Below are 18,106 nucleotides of genomic sequence, written 5' to 3' on the forward strand. Positions count from 1 at the left end.
CCGTCCGACCTATCGAAGGGAGTTGTACGTCATGTCAGCCAAACATCCGGTTATCGCCGTCACCGGCTCCAGCGGGGCGGGAACCACTACCACCAGCCTGGCCTTCAGAAAGATTTTTCAGCAGCTTAATCTGCGTGCCGCCGAGGTCGAAGGGGACAGTTTTCACCGTTTCACCCGCCCTGAGATGGATATGGCCATCCGTAAGGCGCGCGATATGGGAAAACACATCAGTTATTTTGGCCCGGAAGCCAATGACTTTGGCCTGCTGGAAGAGACCTTCAGCGAATATGGCCGCAGTGGAAAAGGGCAGTCACGCAAATACCTGCACACCTATGATGAAGCTGTGCCGTGGAACCAGGTACCGGGTACGTTTACCCCCTGGCAGCCCCTTCCGGAGCCTACCGACGTTCTTTTTTATGAAGGGTTGCACGGCGGCGTGATGACGCCACAGCATAACGTCGCCGAGAAAGTCGACCTGCTGGTTGGCGTCGTACCTATCGTTAATCTGGAGTGGATTCAGAAGCTGGTCAGGGATACCGGTGAGCGGGGTCATTCCCGTGAGGCGGTGATGGACTCGGTGGTGCGTTCCATGGAGGACTACATCAATTTTATTACTCCGCAGTTCTCACGCACCCACATCAACTTTCAGCGCGTGCCGACGGTCGATACCTCAAACCCGTTTGCGGCACGAGGTATTCCGTCGCTGGACGAAAGCTTTGTCGTGATCCACTTCCAGGGGTTGGAGGACATCGACTTCCCCTATCTACTGTCAATGATACAGGGGTCGTTCATCTCCCACATTAAAACCCTGGTGGTGCCGGGCGGTAAAATGGGGCTGGCCATGGAGCTGATTATGGGGCCGCTGGTCAAAAACCTTATCGAAGGCAAAAAGATCGGCTGACCCCGCAGGGAGGACGTTATTCTGTCATCAGCAGACGATGGATTAAGCCGACGTGCAGGCTGACGCCGATGCCCAATACCTCTTCATCAAGGCGGAAATGGGGGTTATGTAATCCCCAGCAGGTGCCTTTCTCCAGATCACCCGAACCGACCCACAGGAAGCAGCCCGGTACGACCTGTTGATAGGCGGAGAAGTCCTCGCAGCCAAACATCGGGGTAGACAGGATCTGCAGAGCCTTCTCTCCCCGGGTGGCGAGAACCGTCTCTCTTGCCACGCGGCAGGCATCCGGATGATTCACGCCAGTGGTATAACCCGGCGTCCATTTAAGCACGTAGCTGGCCCCCACGGCCTGCGTCATCCCGTCAAGCAGCTGTGACATCATGCGGGGGATCGTGCTGCGGTTATCGGAGCTGAGCGTGCGCAACGTCCCGCGCAGGTGGGCCTGGTCAGGAATGACGTTGTAGCTGTCCCCCGACTGGAAGCTGGCCACTGTCAGTACCGCACCGTCGTTCGCATCCAGCCGGCGTGACACGATGTGCTGTAACGCCTCAACCACGCTCGCTCCCAGCACCAGCGGGTCCGTACTCTGCTGCGGCATCGCCGCATGCGCCCCCTTCCCCTGTAACACCAGGTCAAAATTATCACAGGCGGCGCTGAAGACGCCCTCTTTCACCGCCACCGTCCCCGTCGGCAGGGTGGGAAACACGTGTAAACCATAGATCTGTGACACCCCCTCCAGCACGCCAAGCTTCACCAGCTCACTGGCCCCCCCCGGTGGCACCTCTTCCGCATGCTGAAAAATAAATCGTACCGTACCGGCGATCTGCGCCTGCTGCTGGCACAGCACCCAGGCGGCCCCCATCAGCATCGCCGTATGCGCATCATGCCCGCAGGCGTGCATCACACCGCGATGACGCGAGGTAAATGGCTCCTGGTTCAGCTCTTCAATGGGCAGAGCATCCATATCCGCCCGCAGGGCAATGCAGTCACCCCGGTGGGAACCTGAAAGCTCAGCCAGCACGCTGTTAGGGGTGGGTCGACTGATCGTCAGAGGACCAAACTTTTCCAGTTCAGCGGCAACATAATCAGCCGTACCCTGTTCATGAAAAGAGAGCTCCGGATGGGCATGAATGTGACGCCGCCATTGCAGCACGTTGGCGGAGACATCCTGAATTAGCGTCTTGGTATTCATCATCACTCCTTGATTGGGTTTTAACGGAATAACGACCAGCCTGAGTCTGCAGGCCTTCGTCTACTGCGCCGGGGAATATACTGCGGTTGCCCCGTCAGTCTGTGGCGTGAAATGCGTGTGGTGAGGGGGTGAGCATCATGTGCCGCTGTCGGGAAGGAGGAGGTGAAGAACATGACGCGATGGTGGCCACCTGCTCCATCGCGTTGTTATCAGAAAACCGGGGTCAGGCGAGGTCGATAACCTCATAGCTGTGGCTCATTTTGACGCCCTGCCCCAGCATAATGGCCACTGAACAGTATTTCTCTGCGGACAGGTCGACGGCGCGTGATACCGCTTTATCCCCCAGCGCTTTGCCGCTGACGATAAAATGCAGGTTGATATGGGTGAAGATGCGCGGGGCTTCTTCGCGACGTTCTGAGGTAAGCTTCACTTCGCAGTCAGCCACATCGTGACGGCCTTTTTGTAGAATAGAAACCACATCAATAGCGCTACAGCCTCCGGCGGCCATCAGCACCATCTCCATCGGGCTGGGCGCTTTGTCCCCGGAGTTTCCGTCCATCAGCACCTGGTGGCCCGATGAGGATTCTCCCAAAAATGTCAGACCTTCAATCCATTTAACACGTGCTTGCATAACAAAATCCTCGATTTCATTCAGTTACCGCAGAGTACGCTGTGCCAATAAAAACGGCAACGCTGCCTTTTTCCAACTATGCTGAAGCGAGACAACAGAAGACAGCCTTGTAAAGCTGTGCTACAAACAAAGCTGCAATATTTTACTGGCAAGACAATGCACGGTAAAACGGGACGACAGCACGAGCCATGCTCCTAACAGAGGCCCGTATATTTTCCTATGGGAACGCTTGAATATTTCAACGCCTGGCAGGGATTCATACCCTGATACCCTTAATTATTTCGTACGGCAGATCAGCGGCAATGCCCCTGTCTCCCGCAGAATAGAGGGTATATTTAGGCTCGATTACAACAGAGGATAACAGCGAATGGTTCTCGGCAAACCGCAAACAGACCCTACACTCGAATGGTTCCTGTCACATTGCCATATTCACAAATATCCATCCAAAAGCACGCTGATACATCAGGGTGAAAAGGCGGAAACCCTCTATTACATCGTTAAAGGTTCTGTAGCGGTGTTAATCAAGGATGAAGAAGGCAAAGAGATGATCCTCTCTTACCTCAACCAGGGCGACTTCATCGGCGAACTGGGCCTCTTTGAAGAAGGTCAGGAACGCAGTGCATGGGTACGTGCGAAAACAGCCTGTGAAGTGGCTGAAATCTCTTACAAAAAATTCCGTCAGCTGATTCAGGTGAATCCTGACATTCTGATGCGTCTCTCTGCACAGATGGCGAGTCGACTGCAGGTTACGTCAGAGAAAGTGGGTAATTTAGCTTTCCTGGATGTCACCGGACGCATTGCCCAAACGTTACTGAATCTGGCCAAACAGCCAGATGCCATGACGCACCCGGACGGCATGCAAATTAAAATCACCCGTCAGGAGATCGGCCAGATTGTCGGCTGCTCCCGTGAAACCGTAGGCCGTATTCTGAAAATGCTTGAAGATCAGAACCTGATCTCTGCACATGGTAAAACCATCGTTGTATACGGCACACGTTAACCGGCTCTGAACCCACGGCGCGACGCCCTGTCGCGCCGTTTTTATTTGGTGTGGCTCATGTGGCGGAGACTTATCTATCACCCGGAAGTTAACTATGCGCTCAGACAAACGCTGGTGCTGTGTTTACCCGTGGCGATCGGCTGGATGCTGGGCAACCTGCAAAACGGGCTGCTGTTCTCCTTAGTGCCCGCCTGCTGTAATAACGCCGGTCTGGATACCCCCCACAAACGCTTCTTTAAACGCCTCATCGTTGGCGGTTGTCTGTTCGCCTCCAGCAGCTTCCTGATCCAGTACGCCGGGTTAGAGGGCGTGCCGTTGCCCGTTATCCTGCTAGTCATGGCCTTAGTGCTGGGCGTCACGGGTGAGATTAGCCCCCTTCATGGCCGCCTGCTTCCGGCTTCGCTGATTGCCGCCATCTTTACCCTCAGCCTGGCGGGACGAATGCCTCTGTGGCAGCCCCCACTGTTATATATTCTGGGGACCGTCTGGTACGGAGCATTTAACTGGTTCTGGTTCTGGCTGTGGAAAGAGCAGCCGATGCGTGAAACCCTCAGCCTGCTGTACCGTGAACTGGCAGACTACTGTGAAGCAAAATACACCCTTCTGACCCGGCTCACCGATCCGCAGACCGCCCTGCCGCCGCTGCTGGCACGCCAGCAGAAAGCCGTCGACCTGATTAATACCTGCTATCAGCAGATGCATATGTTGTCCGCTAATCGGGACAACCACTATCAGCGTCTGACACGGGCATTCCAGGTGGCGCTCGATCTGCAGGAACATATTGCGGTCAGCCTGCATCAGCCGGAAGAAGTGCAAAAGCTGGTAGAAAAAAGCCATGCTGAAGCGGTCATCCGCTGGAACGCACAGACCATTGCCGCCAGGCTGCGGGTGCTGGCCGATGATATTCTCTATCATCGTTACCCTGAACGTTTCACCATGGATAAACCGCTTCAGGCGCTGGAGAAGATTGCCCGTCAGCATCCCGACAACCCGGTCGGCCACTTTTGTTATTACCACTTCAGCCGCATCGCACGCGTGCTGCGCACTCAGCGTCCGCTGTATCGCCGTGACCTGATGGCCGACCGCCAGCGTCGCCTGCCCCTGCTCCCGGCGCTAAAGAGCTACCTGTCGCTGAAATCCTCCGCCCTGCGCACTGCCGCACGCTACGCGGTGATGCTGACCTTTGCCAGTTCGCTGGCGCTGTTCTTCAATCTGCCGAAGCCTTACTGGATCCTGATGACGGTGATGTTTGTCAGTCTTAACGGCTACAGCGCCACCCGGGTGCGTATTCAGCACAGGGCGCTGGGCACGCTGGCCGGGCTGGTCATCGCAGCCGCTACCCTCGGGCTACACGCCCCGGAATCCTGGGTGTTGCTGATCATGCTGGTCATCACGCTGGTGAGCTACCTGTTTATCCGGAAATTCTATGGCTGGGCCACAGTGGGGTTCACCGTCACGGCGGTGTATTCATTACAGCTGTTAGCCCTGAACGGCGCGCAGTTCCTGCTGCCAAGACTGATGGACACGCTGATGGGCTGCCTGATCGCCTTTGGCGGCATGATCTGGCTGTGGCCTCAGTGGCAGAGTGGGTTACTGCGGCAGAATGCGCACGATGCGCTGGAGACCTATCAGGAAGCACTGCAGATGCTGTTGGGTAACGAACAGGATGCCGTGAAGCTGGCTTACCAGCGGATGCGGGTTAACCAGGCACACAATGCGCTGTTTAACTCCCTGCACCAGGCGATGCAGGAACCGGGCTTTAACTCCGGCTATCTGTCCGATATGCAGCTGTGGGTCACGCACAGCCAGTTTATTGTGGAGCATATCAACGCCATGACTATCCTGGCGCGTGAACACACTATGCTGACCCCGGCGCTGGCAGAACGTTATCTGCAGTCCTGTGAAATTGCCCTGCAGCGCTGCCAGCAGCGCCTGGAATATGACGGGCCCGACTCAGGCAGTAACATACTGGACGCTCCCGAGGATTTCCATCAAGGCCCGGTAACGATTGTCGAGCGGCATGTGAAGCGCATTCTTGGTCATCTCAGCGTAATGCATACCCTCTCATCACTGACCTGGAGCCAGCGACCACATCATGGCCGCTGGTTGTCTCGCCACCTGCGTAAATCAAAAACGTAAGTGCAGCTTTTTTGCCGGTCCGCCCGCGGGTCCCGTACAGATCTTCAGTACGTTACCCGCAGGCACAAGATCCTTTTACAGCACCTTTTCAACGGCGGTGGCGAAGCGCGCCATGCCTTCAGCAATGTCGGTCGGTTCGATCACCAGCGACGGCGCAAAGCGCATCACGTCGGTTCCGGCTACCAGCACCATCACGCCTGCCTCTGCTGCGGCATTCAGCAGGTCGCGCGCCTTACCCGCGTGCTGCGGTTTCAGCACCGCGCCAATCAGCAGGCCTTTACCCCGGATTTCGCTGAACAGATCGAAGCGGGCATCCAGCGACTGAAGCGCATCAACAAATAGCTGGCGGCGTTCTTCCACGCCATTCAGCACATCCGGTGTATTAATGATATCCAGCGCCGCTTCAGCCACCGCACAGGCCAGTGGGTTGCCACCGTAGGTGGTACCGTGAACGCCTGGCGCCATCACCGAGGCAATCTCATGAGTGGTCAGCATCGCACTGACCGGGAAACCACCGCCCAGTGCTTTGGCGGTAGTCAGAATGTCCGGCTGAATGCCGTAATGCTCATGGGCGAATAGCCTGCCGCTGCGACCCATACCGCTCTGCACTTCATCCAGCACCAGCAGCGCATCATGCTCATCACACAACTGACGCAGGCCCTGCATAAATTCCTGCGTCGCCGGCATCACGCCGCCTTCGCCCTGAACAGGCTCTACCACAATCGCGCAGGTGTGATCGTCGATCACCGCTTTGACCGCGGCCAGATCGTTAAACGGCACGTGGACGATATCCGCAGGTTTGGGTCCGAAGCCGTCAGAGTATTTTGGCTGACCGCCAACGGAGACCGTAAACAGCGTGCGGCCGTGGAAGGCATTATGGAAGGCAATAATCTTGCTTTTGAAAGGGCTGTGGCGTTTGGTGGCATAGTAACGCGCCAGCTTAAACGCGGCTTCGTTGGCTTCAGCACCGGAGTTAGCGAAAAAGACACGATCGGCAAAAGTGGCGTGGATCAGCTTACTTGCCAGGCGCAGGGCGGGTTCGTTGGTAAAGACATTACTGGTGTGCCACAGGGTTTCACCCTGGGTTTTTAACGCCTCAACCAGCGCAGGATGGCAGTGCCCCAGCGCCGTCACCGCAATGCCGCCGGAGAAATCGATGTATTCTTTGCCCTGCTGATCCCACACGCGGCTGCCTTTGCCTTTTACCGGCACAAACTGCGCTGGTGCATAAACAGGCAAAATCACCTCATCAAACGTCGCGCGTGTTACCGCCATTTTTTCCGCCGTCATTCACTACCTCGCCATTTATTCTTTTCAGACACATGAAAACATAGTCATAAAATATGAATAAAAAGTCACAGAAAGGCAAATGATAATCACCGTTTGAGGAAATTAGCCAGCAGTTGATGCCCCTGTTCGCTCAGGATACTTTCCGGGTGGAACTGTACCCCCTCCAGCGGCAGTGTACGGTGCCTGAAGCCCATGATTTCGTCAGGCTGACCACGATCGTCCATTGTCCACGCAGTGACTTCACATTCTGCGGGCAGGCTGCCGGTTTCAACAATCAGTGAGTGATAGCGGGTTACCGTCAGCGGGTGATTCAGCCCGGCAAACACGCCACCATCACGGTGTTCAATCTGCGACGTTTTACCGTGCATGACTTTGCGCGCGCGCACCACCCGTCCGCCAAGTACCTGTGCGATAGCCTGATGCCCGAGGCAAACCCCCAGAAGGGGAATTTGACCAGCAAAATGACGGATAACTTCCAGTGAGATACCAGCGTCATCAGGGGTACAAGGCCCGGGCGAGATCACCAGATGCTGAGGGGCCATTGCGGCGATCTCATCAAGGGTAATGTCATCATTGCGGTGAACGCACACCTCCGCCCCCAGCTCAGAAAAATACTGGTAGAGGTTCCAGGTGAAGGAGTCGTAGTTGTCGATCAGAAGCAGCATCGGAGGTCCTGATACCAGGACCGCCGGCGGGCGATCCTGACAGAGTGGCCAGTGAGAAAATTATGGCAGCACTTTCGCAGAGAGGATCACTACTGGGGTCACCGGAACATTCTGGTAAGGCCCCACATCTTTGGTCTGTACCTGGCCAATCTTATCGGCAACGTCCATGCCTTTAACGACTTTACCGAAAACGGCGTAGCCAAAATCACGCTGACCGTGATCGAGGAAGGCATTATCTGCCACGTTGATAAAGAACTGGCTGGTGGCACTGTCCTTATCTGCGGTACGCGCCATTGAGATCGTGCCGCGCTTGTTCAGCAGGCCATTATCCGCTTCATTTTTAATTGGCGGTTTAGGCTGTTTCTGCTGCATATCAGCGGTAAAACCGCCACCCTGCAACATAAAGCCTGGGATCACGCGATGAAAAATCGTGTTGTTGTAAAAACCACTGTTCACGTAATCCACAAAATTATTCACCGACACCGGTGCTTTCTGGTTGTTCAGTTCCAGTTCAATATTACCCGCAGAAGTGGTCAGCAGCACATGCGTATCCCCCTTCGCAGCCATGGCGGAGGCAGAGATCGAAGACAGTGCCAGAACGGTTGCCACCGCGGTCAACGTACGTTTCAACATGAAAGATTCCTTACTGAGTGCGACAAACCATATAACCAACGGTGATTGTAAAGAGGCACCTGGCAACGCGCCAGCGTTTTACCTTTATTTACGCGGCAACGTTATGAAAGCAAACGTTACCAGGCGACGAAAAATAGTGACTATGATCACGATATGAATGAAATATGAAAATATTAGTTTCAGTAAAGATTTATGCAGATCACGAATATCGTTAAACTCCTCGTGTCTGGCACGGGCATTCCGCCCGGTGAACATCTCTTTCAAACAGGTTTCCACTATGACAAATCGCGATCGAATCGGGCTTACCTGGATCAGCTTCTTCTCCTATGCGCTGACCGGTGCAGTGGTTATCGTTACCGGTATGGTTCTGGAGAATATAGCGGCCTACTTCCAGCTGCCCGTCGCTCAGATGAGCAACACCTTTACCTTCCTGAACGCCGGTATCCTGCTGGCGGTGTTTCTTAACGCCTGGCTGATGGAAATCGTCCCGCTGAAACGCCAGCTGATCTTCGGCTTCGTGCTGATGGTACTGGCCATTCTCGGACTGATGAACAGCCACAGCCTGACCGTCTTCTCTCTGTGTATGTTTGTTCTCGGGGTGGTGAGCGGTATCACCATGTCCATTGGTACGTTCCTGATCACCCATCTGTATGAGGGCCGTCAGCGAGGCTCCCGCCTGCTGTTTACCGACTCCTTCTTCAGCATGGCCGGCACCATTTTCCCGATTATTGCCGCCGCTATCCTGGCGCGCGCGCTGCCCTGGTATTGGGTCTATGCCTGCATCGGCGTAATTTACGTGGCAATATTTATTCTGGCCCTGTGCTTTGAATTCCCGGTGCTGGGCAAGAAAGCCGCCCGCGGTGAGCCAGTCGTCAAAGAGAAATGGGGTATCGGGGTGGGCCTGCTGTCGGTGGCTGCACTGTGTTATATCCTCGGCCAGCTCGGTTTTATCGGTTGGGTACCCCTGTACGCAACCAAAACGATGGGCATGGATATCGGTCAGGCCGGTAGCCTGGTGGGTAACTTCTGGACTGCATATATGATTGGTATGTGGGCCTTCAGCGCCATCCTGCGTTTCTTCGACCCTCAGCGTATCCTCACCGTACTGGCGCTGGCCGCCACAGCGCTGATGTACTGGTTTATTACGTCCAGTGACGCATCCATGCTGAAGTGGATCATGATGAGCCTGGGCTTCTTCTCCAGCGCCATCTATACCACCATCATCACTCTGGGTTCGCTGCAAACCAAAGTGGCCTCACCCAAACTGGTGAACTTTATCCTGACCTGCGGTACGGTCGGTACCATGCTGACCTTCGTGGTGACCGGTCCTATCGTTGAGAAAGGCGGCGCTCACGCAGCGCTGGCCACGGCAAACGGTCTTTATGCCGTCGTGTTTGTGATGTGTCTGCTGCTCGGTTTTGTCAGCAAGCACAAGCTGCACGGTCATATGGGCTCTCATTAAAACCCGGATGGGGCAGGCCGTGTTTTGCGGTCGGCCCCTTTCTGCCTGCATCAACAACCGCTGACGAGTGGGTAACAAGCCCGACTCCTGCCATCGCTTTATCGTTTGAAATCCACGTTTTCGCTTTCGTCCAGATGAAGCATGCTGGCGGCGGGTACCGTTTCGGCAATCACCCGGCCGTGACGAATCGAGTAACGCACCGGCACCTGCCGGCGTAACGCGTCGAAGCCGCTTTCTGCCGGCAGGATCACCAGATTAGCGCTGTTGCCCTTGTCAATCCCGTAGTCTTTTAGCTGCAGCGTTCTGGCACTGTGCGTGGTAATCAGGTTTAAGCCCGCATCCAGCTGCTCGTAGCCCATCAGCTGGCAGACGTGCATACCCATATGCAGCACCTGCAACATGCTGGCCGTACCCAGTGGATACCAGGGATCGAACACATCGTCGTGACCAAAGCAGACGTTAATGTCTGCTTCCAGCATCTCTTTTACCCGGGTAATGCCCCGGCGTTTGGGATAGGTGTCAAATCGCCCCTGCAGATGAATATTCACCAGCGGGTTGGCGACAAAATTAATGCCGGAGAGCTTCAGCAGACGGAACAGGCGGGAGGTATAGGCTCCGTTATAAGAGTGCATCGCCGTCGTGTGGCTGGCCGTCACCCGCTCACCCATCTTCTCACGCAGTGCCAGCGCCGCCACCGTCTCCACAAAGCGCGACTGCTCGTCGTCGATTTCATCACAGTGTACGTCGACCATTCGCTGATATTTTTGCGCCAGAGAGAAGGTGCGATGCAGCGATTCCACGCCATACTCACGGGTGAATTCGAAGTGAGGTATGGCACCGACCACGTCCGCCCCCAGCTGTAAAGCCTGCTCCAGCAACGCTTCCCCATCGGGATACGAGAGAATGCCCTCCTGGGGAAAGGCCACCAGCTGAATATCTATCCAGGGGGCCATCTCCTGCTTCACTTCCAGCATCGCTTTTAGCGCCGTCAGCGAGGGATCGGAGACATCAATATGGGTACGCACATGCTGAATGCCGTTCGCCATCTGCCACTTCAGCGTCTGACGCGCCCGCTGCTTCACATCGTCGTGCGTCAGAAGCGCCTTTCGCTCTGCCCACCGTTCAATGCCCTCAAACAGCGTGCCTGACTGGTTCCACGCAGGCTCACCGGCGGTTTGGGTGGTGTCCAGGTGAATATGCGGTTCAATAAACGGGGGAATGGCCAGGCCGCCTTCCGCATCCAGCGCTTCCCCGGCGGCGCAGGCCGCCGGTTGTGGCAGAATTCCGGCGATCCTGCCCTGCCGGATCTCAATCTGCCACAGCCCTTCCCGCTGTGGCAGGCGAACATGATTAATCCACTGTAATTCCGGACGCATATATTCCCCCTCCTCAATAAGATGCTCTGTTAACCCTATCACGGATTAGCCGCCCCGAGGGTTATCCTGTATTAACCAATGAGAAATCAGCAACCTGTAATAGCCATTCGCCTCTATACTTCTACGACCCGACTGCAAGGAGATAACAATGAAATACCTGATGATAGCCTGCCTGCTGATCAGCCCGCCGCTGCTGGCAGCGACACCAGATTACGCCATGCTGGAAGGCAGCTGGCGGGTGGATGCGGTACACGTGGACAGTAGCGGGGTTCAGGCCGTAGTGGATAACGATCCGCAGTATATGGGCGCAGTAGTGACGTTTTCAGCCAGTAACATTCTGTGGGAAAAGGGGACGTCGCAGCGATCCATCGATCCGGCCACGGATAACTGCCTGAAAAGCCCCACGCTGACACCGGCCGGCGAGAACGATCCCGAACAGGGCTATCAGGTGGCCGGGGGGTATAACGTGATGTGCGGAAGCGATCCCTGGGGGCCGGGTGCGGTGGTAACGGTACCGGTCAACGATACGCTGACGCTCTACTGGTATGACGGGGCCATTCTGTCGCTAAAAAAACGTTCCTGACCGGGATGATGCTTAAGCGGGGCGTCCGCTTTGCACGAACGCCCGCTGCTTGATGCGTTATGGCTGGGCAACAAAGCCTATCGCTTCGTAGACCTTTTTCAGCGTGTCCTGCGCCTGCGTACGGGCTTTCGCCGCACCGTCACGCATGACCTGCTCAAGGAATGCCTCATCGTTGCGATAACGGTGATACCGCTCCTGCAGCTCGCTTAACATCCCGGACACAGCGTCGGCAACGGCACCTTTCAGGTGGCCGTACATCTGACCGGCAAACTCTGCTTCCAGCTCGGCAACCGGCTTACCGGTGACGCCAGACAGGATATCCAGCAGGTTTGACACTCCGGGCTTCTCTTTCACATCATAACGCACCACCGGTGGCTCATCGCCGTCGGTCATCGCACGCTTAATCTTCTTCACCACCGATTTTGGATCTTCCAGCAGGCCGATAACGTTGTTACGGTTATCGTCAGACTTAGACATCTTCCTGGTTGGCTCCAGCAGCGACATCACCCGCGCCCCTGATTTAGGAATGAACGGCTCAGGCACTTTGAAAATCTCACCGTACAGCGCATTGAAGCGCGAAGCGACATCGCGGCTCAGCTCCAGATGCTGTTTCTGGTCTTCACCCACCGGTACCTGAGTGGTCTGGTACAGCAGGATATCGGCCGCCATCAGCACCGGATAATCAAACAGGCCGGCGTTAATGTTCTCTTCGTAGCGTGCTGACTTATCTTTGAACTGCGTCATACGGCTCAGTTCACCGAAATAGGTGTAGCAGTTAAGGATCCAGCCAAGCTGCGTATGTTCCGGCACGTGCGACTGAACGAAAATGGTGCTTTTCTGCGGGTCGATGCCGCAGGCAAGATAAAGGGCCAGGGTATCCAGCGTCGCTTTGCGCAGCGCAACCGGATCCTGACGAACCGTAATGGCATGCAGATCGACAATGCAGTAGATACAGTGATAGTCATCCTGCATCTGTACCCACTGACGCAGCGCACCCAAATAGTTACCGATGGTCAGTTCACCAGAAGGCTGTGCGCCGCTAAATACGATGGGTTTGCTCATGTTTCCGTCCTGAATAATGACAGCCCGAGTGCGGGCAATAAATCGTTAAAATGATCGAGCGTGACGTCGGGCTGGCTGGTGGCAATCGGCTCACCGTAGTTATAGCCATAGGTCAGGCCAATGCAGGGACATCCTGCCGACTGCGCGGCCATAATATCATTGCGGGAATCACCGACAAACAGTAACTCACCCGGCAGCAGACCAAATGTCCCCAGTACCAGAAACAGCGGTGCCGGATGGGGTTTTTTCACCACCACGTCATCGCCGCCGATAATCAGTGAGAAGTATTCAGCAATCCCCAGAGAAGCCAGCAGTGGGGCAACAAACGGCGTTGGTTTGTTAGTGACCAGCGCCATCGGCAGACCGTGCGTGGACAGGGCCGCCAGCGTCTCTTTAACGCCTGGGTAAAGCTGACTCCCGCCGTCAACGCTGTGGGCATAATGGCTGTCCATCAGCGAACGCGCCTTACGCAGCTGATCCGCCTTTGGCGCATGGCCCAGCGCCCAGGTCAGGGCGCGTTCCATAAGAATATCTGCCCCGTTACCAATCCAGGTGGAGACGAGCCCGATGCCAGCAGGTGCCAGTTTCAGCTCGACCAGTGCGCTATCCACCGCACTGGCCAGACCGGGCGCACTGTCGGTCAGCGTACCATCCAGATCAAAGGCCAGGGCACGGGTGTTAGTGAAAGGCACCATGACGGGACTTCTCCAGCTCGTTGCGCATATCATCAATCACTTTCTTATAGTCCGGGTGACCAAAAATAGCGGATCCGGCGACAAACATATCGGCACCAGCGGCAGCGATCTCACCGATGTTGTCGACTTTCACGCCCCCGTCCACTTCCAGACGGATGTCATACCCACTCTGGTCGATCAGCTTACGAACCTGTCGCAGTTTATTCAGCGTGCCGGGAATAAATGACTGGCCCCCAAAGCCAGGATTGACCGACATCAGCAGGATCACATCCAGCTTATCCATTACGTAATCAAGGATACTGAGCGGCGTGGCAGGATTAAGTACCAGACCCGCTTTGCAGCCATGCTCTTTGATCAGCTGCAGCGTACGGTCAACGTGCTCAGACGCTTCGGGATGGAAAGTAATATAGCTGGCACCGGCTTTGGCGAAGTCAGGTACCAGACGGTCAACCGGTTTTACCATCAGGTGCACGTCAATCGGAGCGGTGACGCCGTAATCGCGCAGGGCTTTAAGCACCATTGGCCCCATCGTGAGGTTCGGGACATAGTGATTATCCATCACATCGAAATGCACTACATCACCGCCAGCAGCCAGAGCTTTCGCTGTGTCTTCGCCCAGGCGGGCAAAATCTGCGGAAAGAATTGATGGGGCAATTAAAAACTGTTTCATCCGTTTCTCCCTGGTTGTGCCTGATGTCAGGCTGTCATCACCGGCCAGTATACAGCGCCAGTAATTCATTGACCTTGCTACGTGTATTGCCGCTGCGGCTGATGGAACGACGCACTTTGATTTCGTGCAATACGGCATCCTGATACCACTGACGCGTCAGCGGCGTATCATGATTGGAGATCAGCACGGTAATGCTGTTCTCATGCGCCAGCGCAGAAGCCAGTTCAGCCAGATGCTGCTGCTCACGCATACTAAAACTGTTGGTGTGATAGGCCGTAAAGTTCGCCGTGGTCGACAGCGGGGCATAAGGGGGATCGCAATACACCACCCCCCCCTGCTGCACTTTACTCAGCGTAACATCATAGGATTCGCAGACAAAGGTCGCCTGCTGTGCGCGCTCGGCAAACCAGTAGAGTTCATCCTGCGGGAAGTAGGGTTTGCGGTAACTACCGAACGGAACGTTAAATTCACCGCTGAGGTTATAGCGGCAGAGGCCGTTATAGCAGTGCCTGTTGAGGTATAAGAACAGCACGGCGCGGCGATAACCATCGCGGCAGAGGTTGAACTCTTTGCGGTAGGCATAGTAGACCGTCGAATCATTCGCTTCCGGCACGAAAAGCTCGCGGGCATCCGCGACAAATTCGTCGGTGCGATCTTTGACGATGTTATAAAGATTAATCAGGTCGCTGTTAATATCAGCAAGAATGTATCGTGAATACTGCGTGTTGAGGAAGACGGAACCAGCCCCAACGAACGGTTCGATCAGACAATCTCCTTCCGGGAGATGGCGTCGGATATCATCGAGCAGCGGATACTTGCCACCTGCCCACTTCAAAAAAGCGCGATTTTTTTTCATGCCGTCGTTAATTACTTTACTCATCAGGCTGTGGTTACACCGACAGCATATCTGCGCTTTGCATGCTCTGCGTGCCAGCGGCACGCATACACTACGGAAAAGCCGGGTTACCCCGGCAGGGTATTACTTGCCCGCTTCTTTCTTCACCTGGCTGACCGGCTTAACCCAGGGGTTTTGCGCACGGACTTCAGCTGGCAGCGAGGCGACTGCACGTTTAGCCTCAGAAGAGGTCGCGTAAGAACCGCTGACCAGTACGTACCAGGGTTGCCCGTTACGGGTGGTCTGATAAACGTGATAGCCACTAAGATTCTGTTTCTTCGCCCAGGCATTCAGCGTATCAGAACGCGATGCACTGCTCAGTTGCAGGGTAAAGTTACCGCCAGGCGTTGAACTGCTGCGGCTGGCCGGGGCAGCAGGCTTACTCTCTTTCACCGCCGGTTTACTGGCTGAAGAGGAATGTGCCGCCGGTTTATTCTGGTGCGTGGCAGCCGGTCGCGTAGTCGTTGCAGGCTTGCTGGCAACCGGGCGCGGCGTCTCAGCTGCGCCAGGGGCAACCGTGGCAGCGCCGGTAGGCAGGGATGACTCACCCTGTCCTGCCTGCGCAGCGGCATCAACCTGGCCCTGCTGATTGCTTAAGGCATTGTTCAAATCCCCCGGCAGCTCAACACGCTGCTGATTAGCAGGGGTCTGTACCGGTTGCGCTTCTGTTGGCGTAGGAGAAATCGGCGGGACACCCACGTTCTGCGATGGCGCAGCAGGCTCATTAGCGGACGGCGCAGTGCCCTCCTGGGTCGCAGGCTGACCGGACTGGCCGCTCATTGATGAGGAGCCCGACAGGTCTATATTTTTTTCGCCGCTGCCGCTGTTCGTTGTGTTCGCGTTACCCGCAGGCGTTTGAGTCTGCTGCGTACTGCTGCCGCTGTCAGGCGATTTCAGCGCGGAGCCAATACCCAGCACCAGTAACAGCAGCACGAGGATACCAATACCCATCATCATATGCTGACGGGATACCGGTACTTTGGGTGCAGAAGACGTTTTACGGGGCCGCGTTGGTCGGCGGTCGCTGGTGTCAGGTTTTAACTCGTCTTCCGGTTTAAACTCGTCCATTTAACCTCCTCCCATAGAGCGGCGATGCCCTTCGCATTGTGCGCAAGGCAAAAACGTGAGAAATAGCGGCCAGAATCGTCTGGCTGCTGATAATCATTATGGCTTCTGACAATCCTGAATGGATGCCAGAACCATATCATGCGGCACTCCGCTGCGCACTTCGGCTTTGCCGATCGCCAGCGGGAGCACCAGCCGCAACTTGCCGGCTAACACTTTTTTGTCACGCAGCATAAGCGGCAGGTAGTCGGACGCGGCCATACCTTCAGGCCCGTGAACCGGCAACCCTGCGCGCTGTAAGAGCGAAATAATGCGGTCGGTGTCTTCTGAACGGAACTGTCCGAGACGTTCGGCATTACGTGCCGCCATCACCATCCCGGCGGCGACGGCTTCCCCGTGCAGCCAGTTGCCATAACCCATATGGGCTTCAATGGCATGGCCATACGTATGCCCAAGGTTCAGCAGTGCACGCTGCCCGTGCTCATGTTCATCTTCCGCTACCACCCCGGCTTTTAACTCACAGCAGCGGCGAATACAGTACGCCATCGCAGTGGGTTCCAGCGCCAGAAGGGCATCGAGATTATGTTCAAGCCAGGTAAAGAATTCGCCATCGAGAATAATGCCATATTTGATCACTTCAGCCAGCCCGGAGGCAAGCTCGCGCGCAGGCAGCGTCTTCAGGCAGTCAAGATCGATAACGACCGAGGCAGGCTGATAGAAGGCCCCGATCATATTTTTGCCCAGCGGGTGGTTCACCCCGGTTTTTCCACCCACGGATGAGTCAACCTGCGACAACAGCGTGGTTGGCACCTGGATAAAGCGCACGCCACGCTGGTAGCTGGCGGCAGCAAACCCGGTCAGATCACCAATCACACCGCCACCCAGAGCAACAAGGGTAGTATCACGGCCGTGAGGCCTGGACAGTAGCGCGGTAAAGACCTGATCCATGACGCCCAGCGTTTTAAACTGTTCGCCATCAGGCAGGATCACCTGATCGACCACCACGCCCGCGCCTTCAAGGCGGGTACGTAGCGTATCCAGATAGAGAGGAGCCAGCGTCTGGTTGGTTACCAGCATGACCTGATCGCCCGCTTTAAGCGGCCAAAAAGAAGCCGGATCTGCAAACAACCCGGCGGCGATGGTAATGGGGTAACTGCGCTCCCCAAGAGTAACGTGAATCCTCTCCATGACGCTGTATCACCTTTTTTGCTGTGCCCACGAGTGGGCCTTCAGAGCAAGACTTAGCTCTTTTCCAACATATTGATAATCTGATTAGCCACCACCTTCGCACTTTGATCGTCAGTGCGGATGGTTACGTCAGCAATCTCTTCATACATCGGATTGCGTTCATCGGCTAATGCTTCCAGCACTTCACGCGGTGGAGAATCCACCTGCAACAAAGGACGTTTTTTGTCGCGCTGCGTTCGTGCCAGTTGCTTTTCGATAGTCGTTTCAAGATAAACCACTACGCCACGGGCGGAGAGACGATTGCGCGTTTCGCGCGACTTGACGGAACCGCCACCTGTCGCCAGCACAATGCCCTGCTTTTCAGTGAGTTCATTGATGATTTTTTCTTCGCGATCGCGGAAGCCTTCTTCGCCTTCGACGTCAAAAACCCAGCCCACATCCGCTCCGGTACGTCGCTCAATTTCTTGATCGGAATCGAAAAATTCCATATTGAGTTGTTGAGCTAACTGACGCCCAATAGTGCTTTTGCCGGCACCCATAGGCCCAACCAGAAAGATATTGCGTTTCTCTGCCATTTTTTCGGTATTACTAAGACAATTCGTTGATGATACCCCGCCTTAAACCAGGCAGGACATGAACTGAAACCTCATGAGCGATAG

18 protein-coding genes are annotated in these 18,106 nt (G+C 55.6%); 5 read left to right on the top strand and 13 right to left on the bottom strand.

What is annotated here, in order from left to right; genetic code table 11:
* Nucleotides 1–31 precede the first annotated feature (31 nt).
* Complete coding sequence (locus ACZ3HG_RS10770; RefSeq protein WP_191936705.1) at nucleotides 32–901, top strand: phosphoribulokinase; 870 nt, start codon at nucleotides 32–34, stop codon at nucleotides 899–901.
* Nucleotides 902–917: 16 nt separating this feature from the next.
* On the opposite strand, the gene ACZ3HG_RS10775 is transcribed toward ACZ3HG_RS10770, so the two are convergent.
* Nucleotides 918–2,093, bottom strand: coding sequence for an amidohydrolase (locus ACZ3HG_RS10775; RefSeq protein WP_465332809.1), 1,176 nt, complete (start codon nucleotides 2,091–2,093; stop codon nucleotides 918–920).
* A gap of 223 nt (nucleotides 2,094–2,316) precedes the next feature.
* Nucleotides 2,317–2,724: an OsmC family protein gene (locus ACZ3HG_RS10780; RefSeq protein WP_465332810.1), complete on the bottom strand. Its 408-nt coding sequence runs from the start codon at nucleotides 2,722–2,724 to the stop codon at nucleotides 2,317–2,319.
* 367 nt (nucleotides 2,725–3,091) lie between these two features.
* Here ACZ3HG_RS10780 and crp point away from each other — a divergent pair, with 367 nt between their 5' ends.
* Both crp and ACZ3HG_RS10790 read left to right on the top strand, forming a co-directional pair.
* Complete coding sequence (gene crp / locus ACZ3HG_RS10785) at nucleotides 3,092–3,724, top strand: cAMP-activated global transcriptional regulator CRP (RefSeq protein WP_004090925.1); 633 nt, start codon at nucleotides 3,092–3,094, stop codon at nucleotides 3,722–3,724.
* Nucleotides 3,725–3,781: 57 nt separating this feature from the next.
* Nucleotides 3,782–5,863, top strand: coding sequence for a YccS/YhfK family putative transporter (locus ACZ3HG_RS10790; RefSeq protein ID WP_191934591.1), 2,082 nt, complete (start codon nucleotides 3,782–3,784; stop codon nucleotides 5,861–5,863).
* Nucleotides 5,864–5,938: 75 nt separating this feature from the next.
* Here the strand turns inward: ACZ3HG_RS10790 and argD are convergent, their stop codons facing one another.
* The 3 genes from argD to ppiA all read right to left on the bottom strand — a co-directional run bounded on the left by argD (nucleotide 5,939) and on the right by ppiA (nucleotide 8,451).
* Complete coding sequence (gene argD, locus ACZ3HG_RS10795) at nucleotides 5,939–7,153, bottom strand: bifunctional acetylornithine/succinyldiaminopimelate transaminase (RefSeq protein ID WP_465332811.1); 1,215 nt, start codon at nucleotides 7,151–7,153, stop codon at nucleotides 5,939–5,941.
* Between the two features lie 86 nt (nucleotides 7,154–7,239).
* Complete coding sequence (locus ACZ3HG_RS10800; protein WP_191934589.1) at nucleotides 7,240–7,818, bottom strand: aminodeoxychorismate synthase component II; 579 nt, start codon at nucleotides 7,816–7,818, stop codon at nucleotides 7,240–7,242.
* 60 nt (nucleotides 7,819–7,878) lie between these two features.
* Complete coding sequence (ppiA, locus tag ACZ3HG_RS10805) at nucleotides 7,879–8,451, bottom strand: peptidylprolyl isomerase A (RefSeq protein WP_062747592.1); 573 nt, start codon at nucleotides 8,449–8,451, stop codon at nucleotides 7,879–7,881.
* A 277-nt stretch (nucleotides 8,452–8,728) separates the two neighbouring features.
* On the opposite strand from ppiA, the gene tsgA reads away from it, so the two are divergent.
* Nucleotides 8,729–9,913 (top strand): MFS transporter TsgA, encoded by a 1,185-nt coding sequence (gene tsgA, locus ACZ3HG_RS10810; RefSeq protein ID WP_191934588.1) that lies wholly within the window; start codon nucleotides 8,729–8,731, stop codon nucleotides 9,911–9,913.
* Nucleotides 9,914–10,011: 98 nt separating this feature from the next.
* Here the strand turns inward: tsgA and ACZ3HG_RS10815 are convergent, their stop codons facing one another.
* Nucleotides 10,012–11,289 carry a cytosine deaminase gene (locus ACZ3HG_RS10815; RefSeq protein WP_465332812.1) on the bottom strand — a complete coding sequence of 426 codons (1,278 nt, stop codon included), beginning with the start codon at nucleotides 11,287–11,289 and terminating at the stop codon, nucleotides 10,012–10,014.
* Nucleotides 11,290–11,437: 148 nt separating this feature from the next.
* On the opposite strand from ACZ3HG_RS10815, the gene ACZ3HG_RS10820 reads away from it, so the two are divergent.
* A complete protein-coding gene (locus ACZ3HG_RS10820) occupies nucleotides 11,438–11,872 on the top strand; it encodes a hypothetical protein (protein ID WP_191934586.1) in 435 nt (144 codons plus the stop codon).
* A 57-nt stretch (nucleotides 11,873–11,929) separates the two neighbouring features.
* Here the strand turns inward: ACZ3HG_RS10820 and trpS are convergent, their stop codons facing one another.
* The 7 genes from trpS to aroK all read right to left on the bottom strand — a co-directional run bounded on the left by trpS (nucleotide 11,930) and on the right by aroK (nucleotide 18,022).
* On the bottom strand, nucleotides 11,930–12,934 hold the full coding sequence (gene trpS, locus ACZ3HG_RS10825; RefSeq protein ID WP_118665351.1) for a tryptophan--tRNA ligase: 1,005 nt from the start codon (nucleotides 12,932–12,934) through the stop codon (nucleotides 11,930–11,932).
* Nucleotides 12,931–13,629 (bottom strand): phosphoglycolate phosphatase, encoded by a 699-nt coding sequence (locus ACZ3HG_RS10830; protein WP_465332813.1) that lies wholly within the window; start codon nucleotides 13,627–13,629, stop codon nucleotides 12,931–12,933. Before ACZ3HG_RS10830 ends, trpS begins: the two co-directional genes overlap by 4 nt.
* The gene (gene rpe / locus ACZ3HG_RS10835) at nucleotides 13,613–14,299 is read right to left on the bottom strand and encodes a ribulose-phosphate 3-epimerase (protein WP_191934583.1); all 687 of its coding nucleotides are present in this window, start codon (nucleotides 14,297–14,299) and stop codon (nucleotides 13,613–13,615) included. Before rpe ends, ACZ3HG_RS10830 begins: the two co-directional genes overlap by 17 nt.
* A gap of 37 nt (nucleotides 14,300–14,336) precedes the next feature.
* Complete coding sequence (gene dam, locus ACZ3HG_RS10840) at nucleotides 14,337–15,155, bottom strand: adenine-specific DNA-methyltransferase (RefSeq protein WP_191934624.1); 819 nt, start codon at nucleotides 15,153–15,155, stop codon at nucleotides 14,337–14,339.
* Nucleotides 15,156–15,278: 123 nt separating this feature from the next.
* A complete protein-coding gene (locus tag ACZ3HG_RS10845) occupies nucleotides 15,279–16,262 on the bottom strand; it encodes an SPOR domain-containing protein (RefSeq protein WP_465332814.1) in 984 nt (327 codons plus the stop codon).
* A 96-nt stretch (nucleotides 16,263–16,358) separates the two neighbouring features.
* Complete coding sequence (gene aroB / locus ACZ3HG_RS10850) at nucleotides 16,359–17,447, bottom strand: 3-dehydroquinate synthase (protein WP_191934581.1); 1,089 nt, start codon at nucleotides 17,445–17,447, stop codon at nucleotides 16,359–16,361.
* A 53-nt stretch (nucleotides 17,448–17,500) separates the two neighbouring features.
* Nucleotides 17,501–18,022 carry a shikimate kinase AroK gene (gene aroK / locus ACZ3HG_RS10855; protein ID WP_048917675.1) on the bottom strand — a complete coding sequence of 174 codons (522 nt, stop codon included), beginning with the start codon at nucleotides 18,020–18,022 and terminating at the stop codon, nucleotides 17,501–17,503.
* Nucleotides 18,023–18,106 lie beyond the last annotated feature (84 nt).

The organism is Erwinia sp. PME.40.26/001 (assembly GCF_055556675.1).

What these genes read in the sequence shown, in the direction of transcription:
- ACZ3HG_RS10770 (WP_191936705.1), top strand. Translation starts at nt 32, where the DNA reads ATGTCAGCCAAACATCCGGTTATCGCCGTCACCGGCTCCAGCGGGGCG.
- ACZ3HG_RS10775 (WP_465332809.1), bottom strand. Translation starts at nt 2,093, where the DNA reads ATGAATACCAAGACGCTAATTCAGGATGTCTCCGCCAACGTGCTGCAA.
- ACZ3HG_RS10780 (WP_465332810.1), bottom strand. Translation starts at nt 2,724, where the DNA reads ATGCAAGCACGTGTTAAATGGATTGAAGGTCTGACATTTTTGGGAGAA.
- crp (WP_004090925.1), top strand. Translation starts at nt 3,092, where the DNA reads ATGGTTCTCGGCAAACCGCAAACAGACCCTACACTCGAATGGTTCCTG.
- ACZ3HG_RS10790 (WP_191934591.1), top strand. Translation starts at nt 3,782, where the DNA reads ATGTGGCGGAGACTTATCTATCACCCGGAAGTTAACTATGCGCTCAGA.
- argD (WP_465332811.1), bottom strand. Translation starts at nt 7,153, where the DNA reads ATGACGGCGGAAAAAATGGCGGTAACACGCGCGACGTTTGATGAGGTG.
- ACZ3HG_RS10800 (WP_191934589.1), bottom strand. Translation starts at nt 7,818, where the DNA reads ATGCTGCTTCTGATCGACAACTACGACTCCTTCACCTGGAACCTCTAC.
- ppiA (WP_062747592.1), bottom strand. Translation starts at nt 8,451, where the DNA reads ATGTTGAAACGTACGTTGACCGCGGTGGCAACCGTTCTGGCACTGTCT.
- tsgA (WP_191934588.1), top strand. Translation starts at nt 8,729, where the DNA reads ATGACAAATCGCGATCGAATCGGGCTTACCTGGATCAGCTTCTTCTCC.
- ACZ3HG_RS10815 (WP_465332812.1), bottom strand. Translation starts at nt 11,289, where the DNA reads ATGCGTCCGGAATTACAGTGGATTAATCATGTTCGCCTGCCACAGCGG.
- ACZ3HG_RS10820 (WP_191934586.1), top strand. Translation starts at nt 11,438, where the DNA reads ATGAAATACCTGATGATAGCCTGCCTGCTGATCAGCCCGCCGCTGCTG.
- trpS (WP_118665351.1), bottom strand. Translation starts at nt 12,934, where the DNA reads ATGAGCAAACCCATCGTATTTAGCGGCGCACAGCCTTCTGGTGAACTG.
- ACZ3HG_RS10830 (WP_465332813.1), bottom strand. Translation starts at nt 13,629, where the DNA reads ATGGTGCCTTTCACTAACACCCGTGCCCTGGCCTTTGATCTGGATGGT.
- rpe (WP_191934583.1), bottom strand. Translation starts at nt 14,299, where the DNA reads ATGAAACAGTTTTTAATTGCCCCATCAATTCTTTCCGCAGATTTTGCC.
- dam (WP_191934624.1), bottom strand. Translation starts at nt 15,155, where the DNA reads ATGAAAAAAAATCGCGCTTTTTTGAAGTGGGCAGGTGGCAAGTATCCG.
- ACZ3HG_RS10845 (WP_465332814.1), bottom strand. Translation starts at nt 16,262, where the DNA reads ATGGACGAGTTTAAACCGGAAGACGAGTTAAAACCTGACACCAGCGAC.
- aroB (WP_191934581.1), bottom strand. Translation starts at nt 17,447, where the DNA reads ATGGAGAGGATTCACGTTACTCTTGGGGAGCGCAGTTACCCCATTACC.
- aroK (WP_048917675.1), bottom strand. Translation starts at nt 18,022, where the DNA reads ATGGCAGAGAAACGCAATATCTTTCTGGTTGGGCCTATGGGTGCCGGC.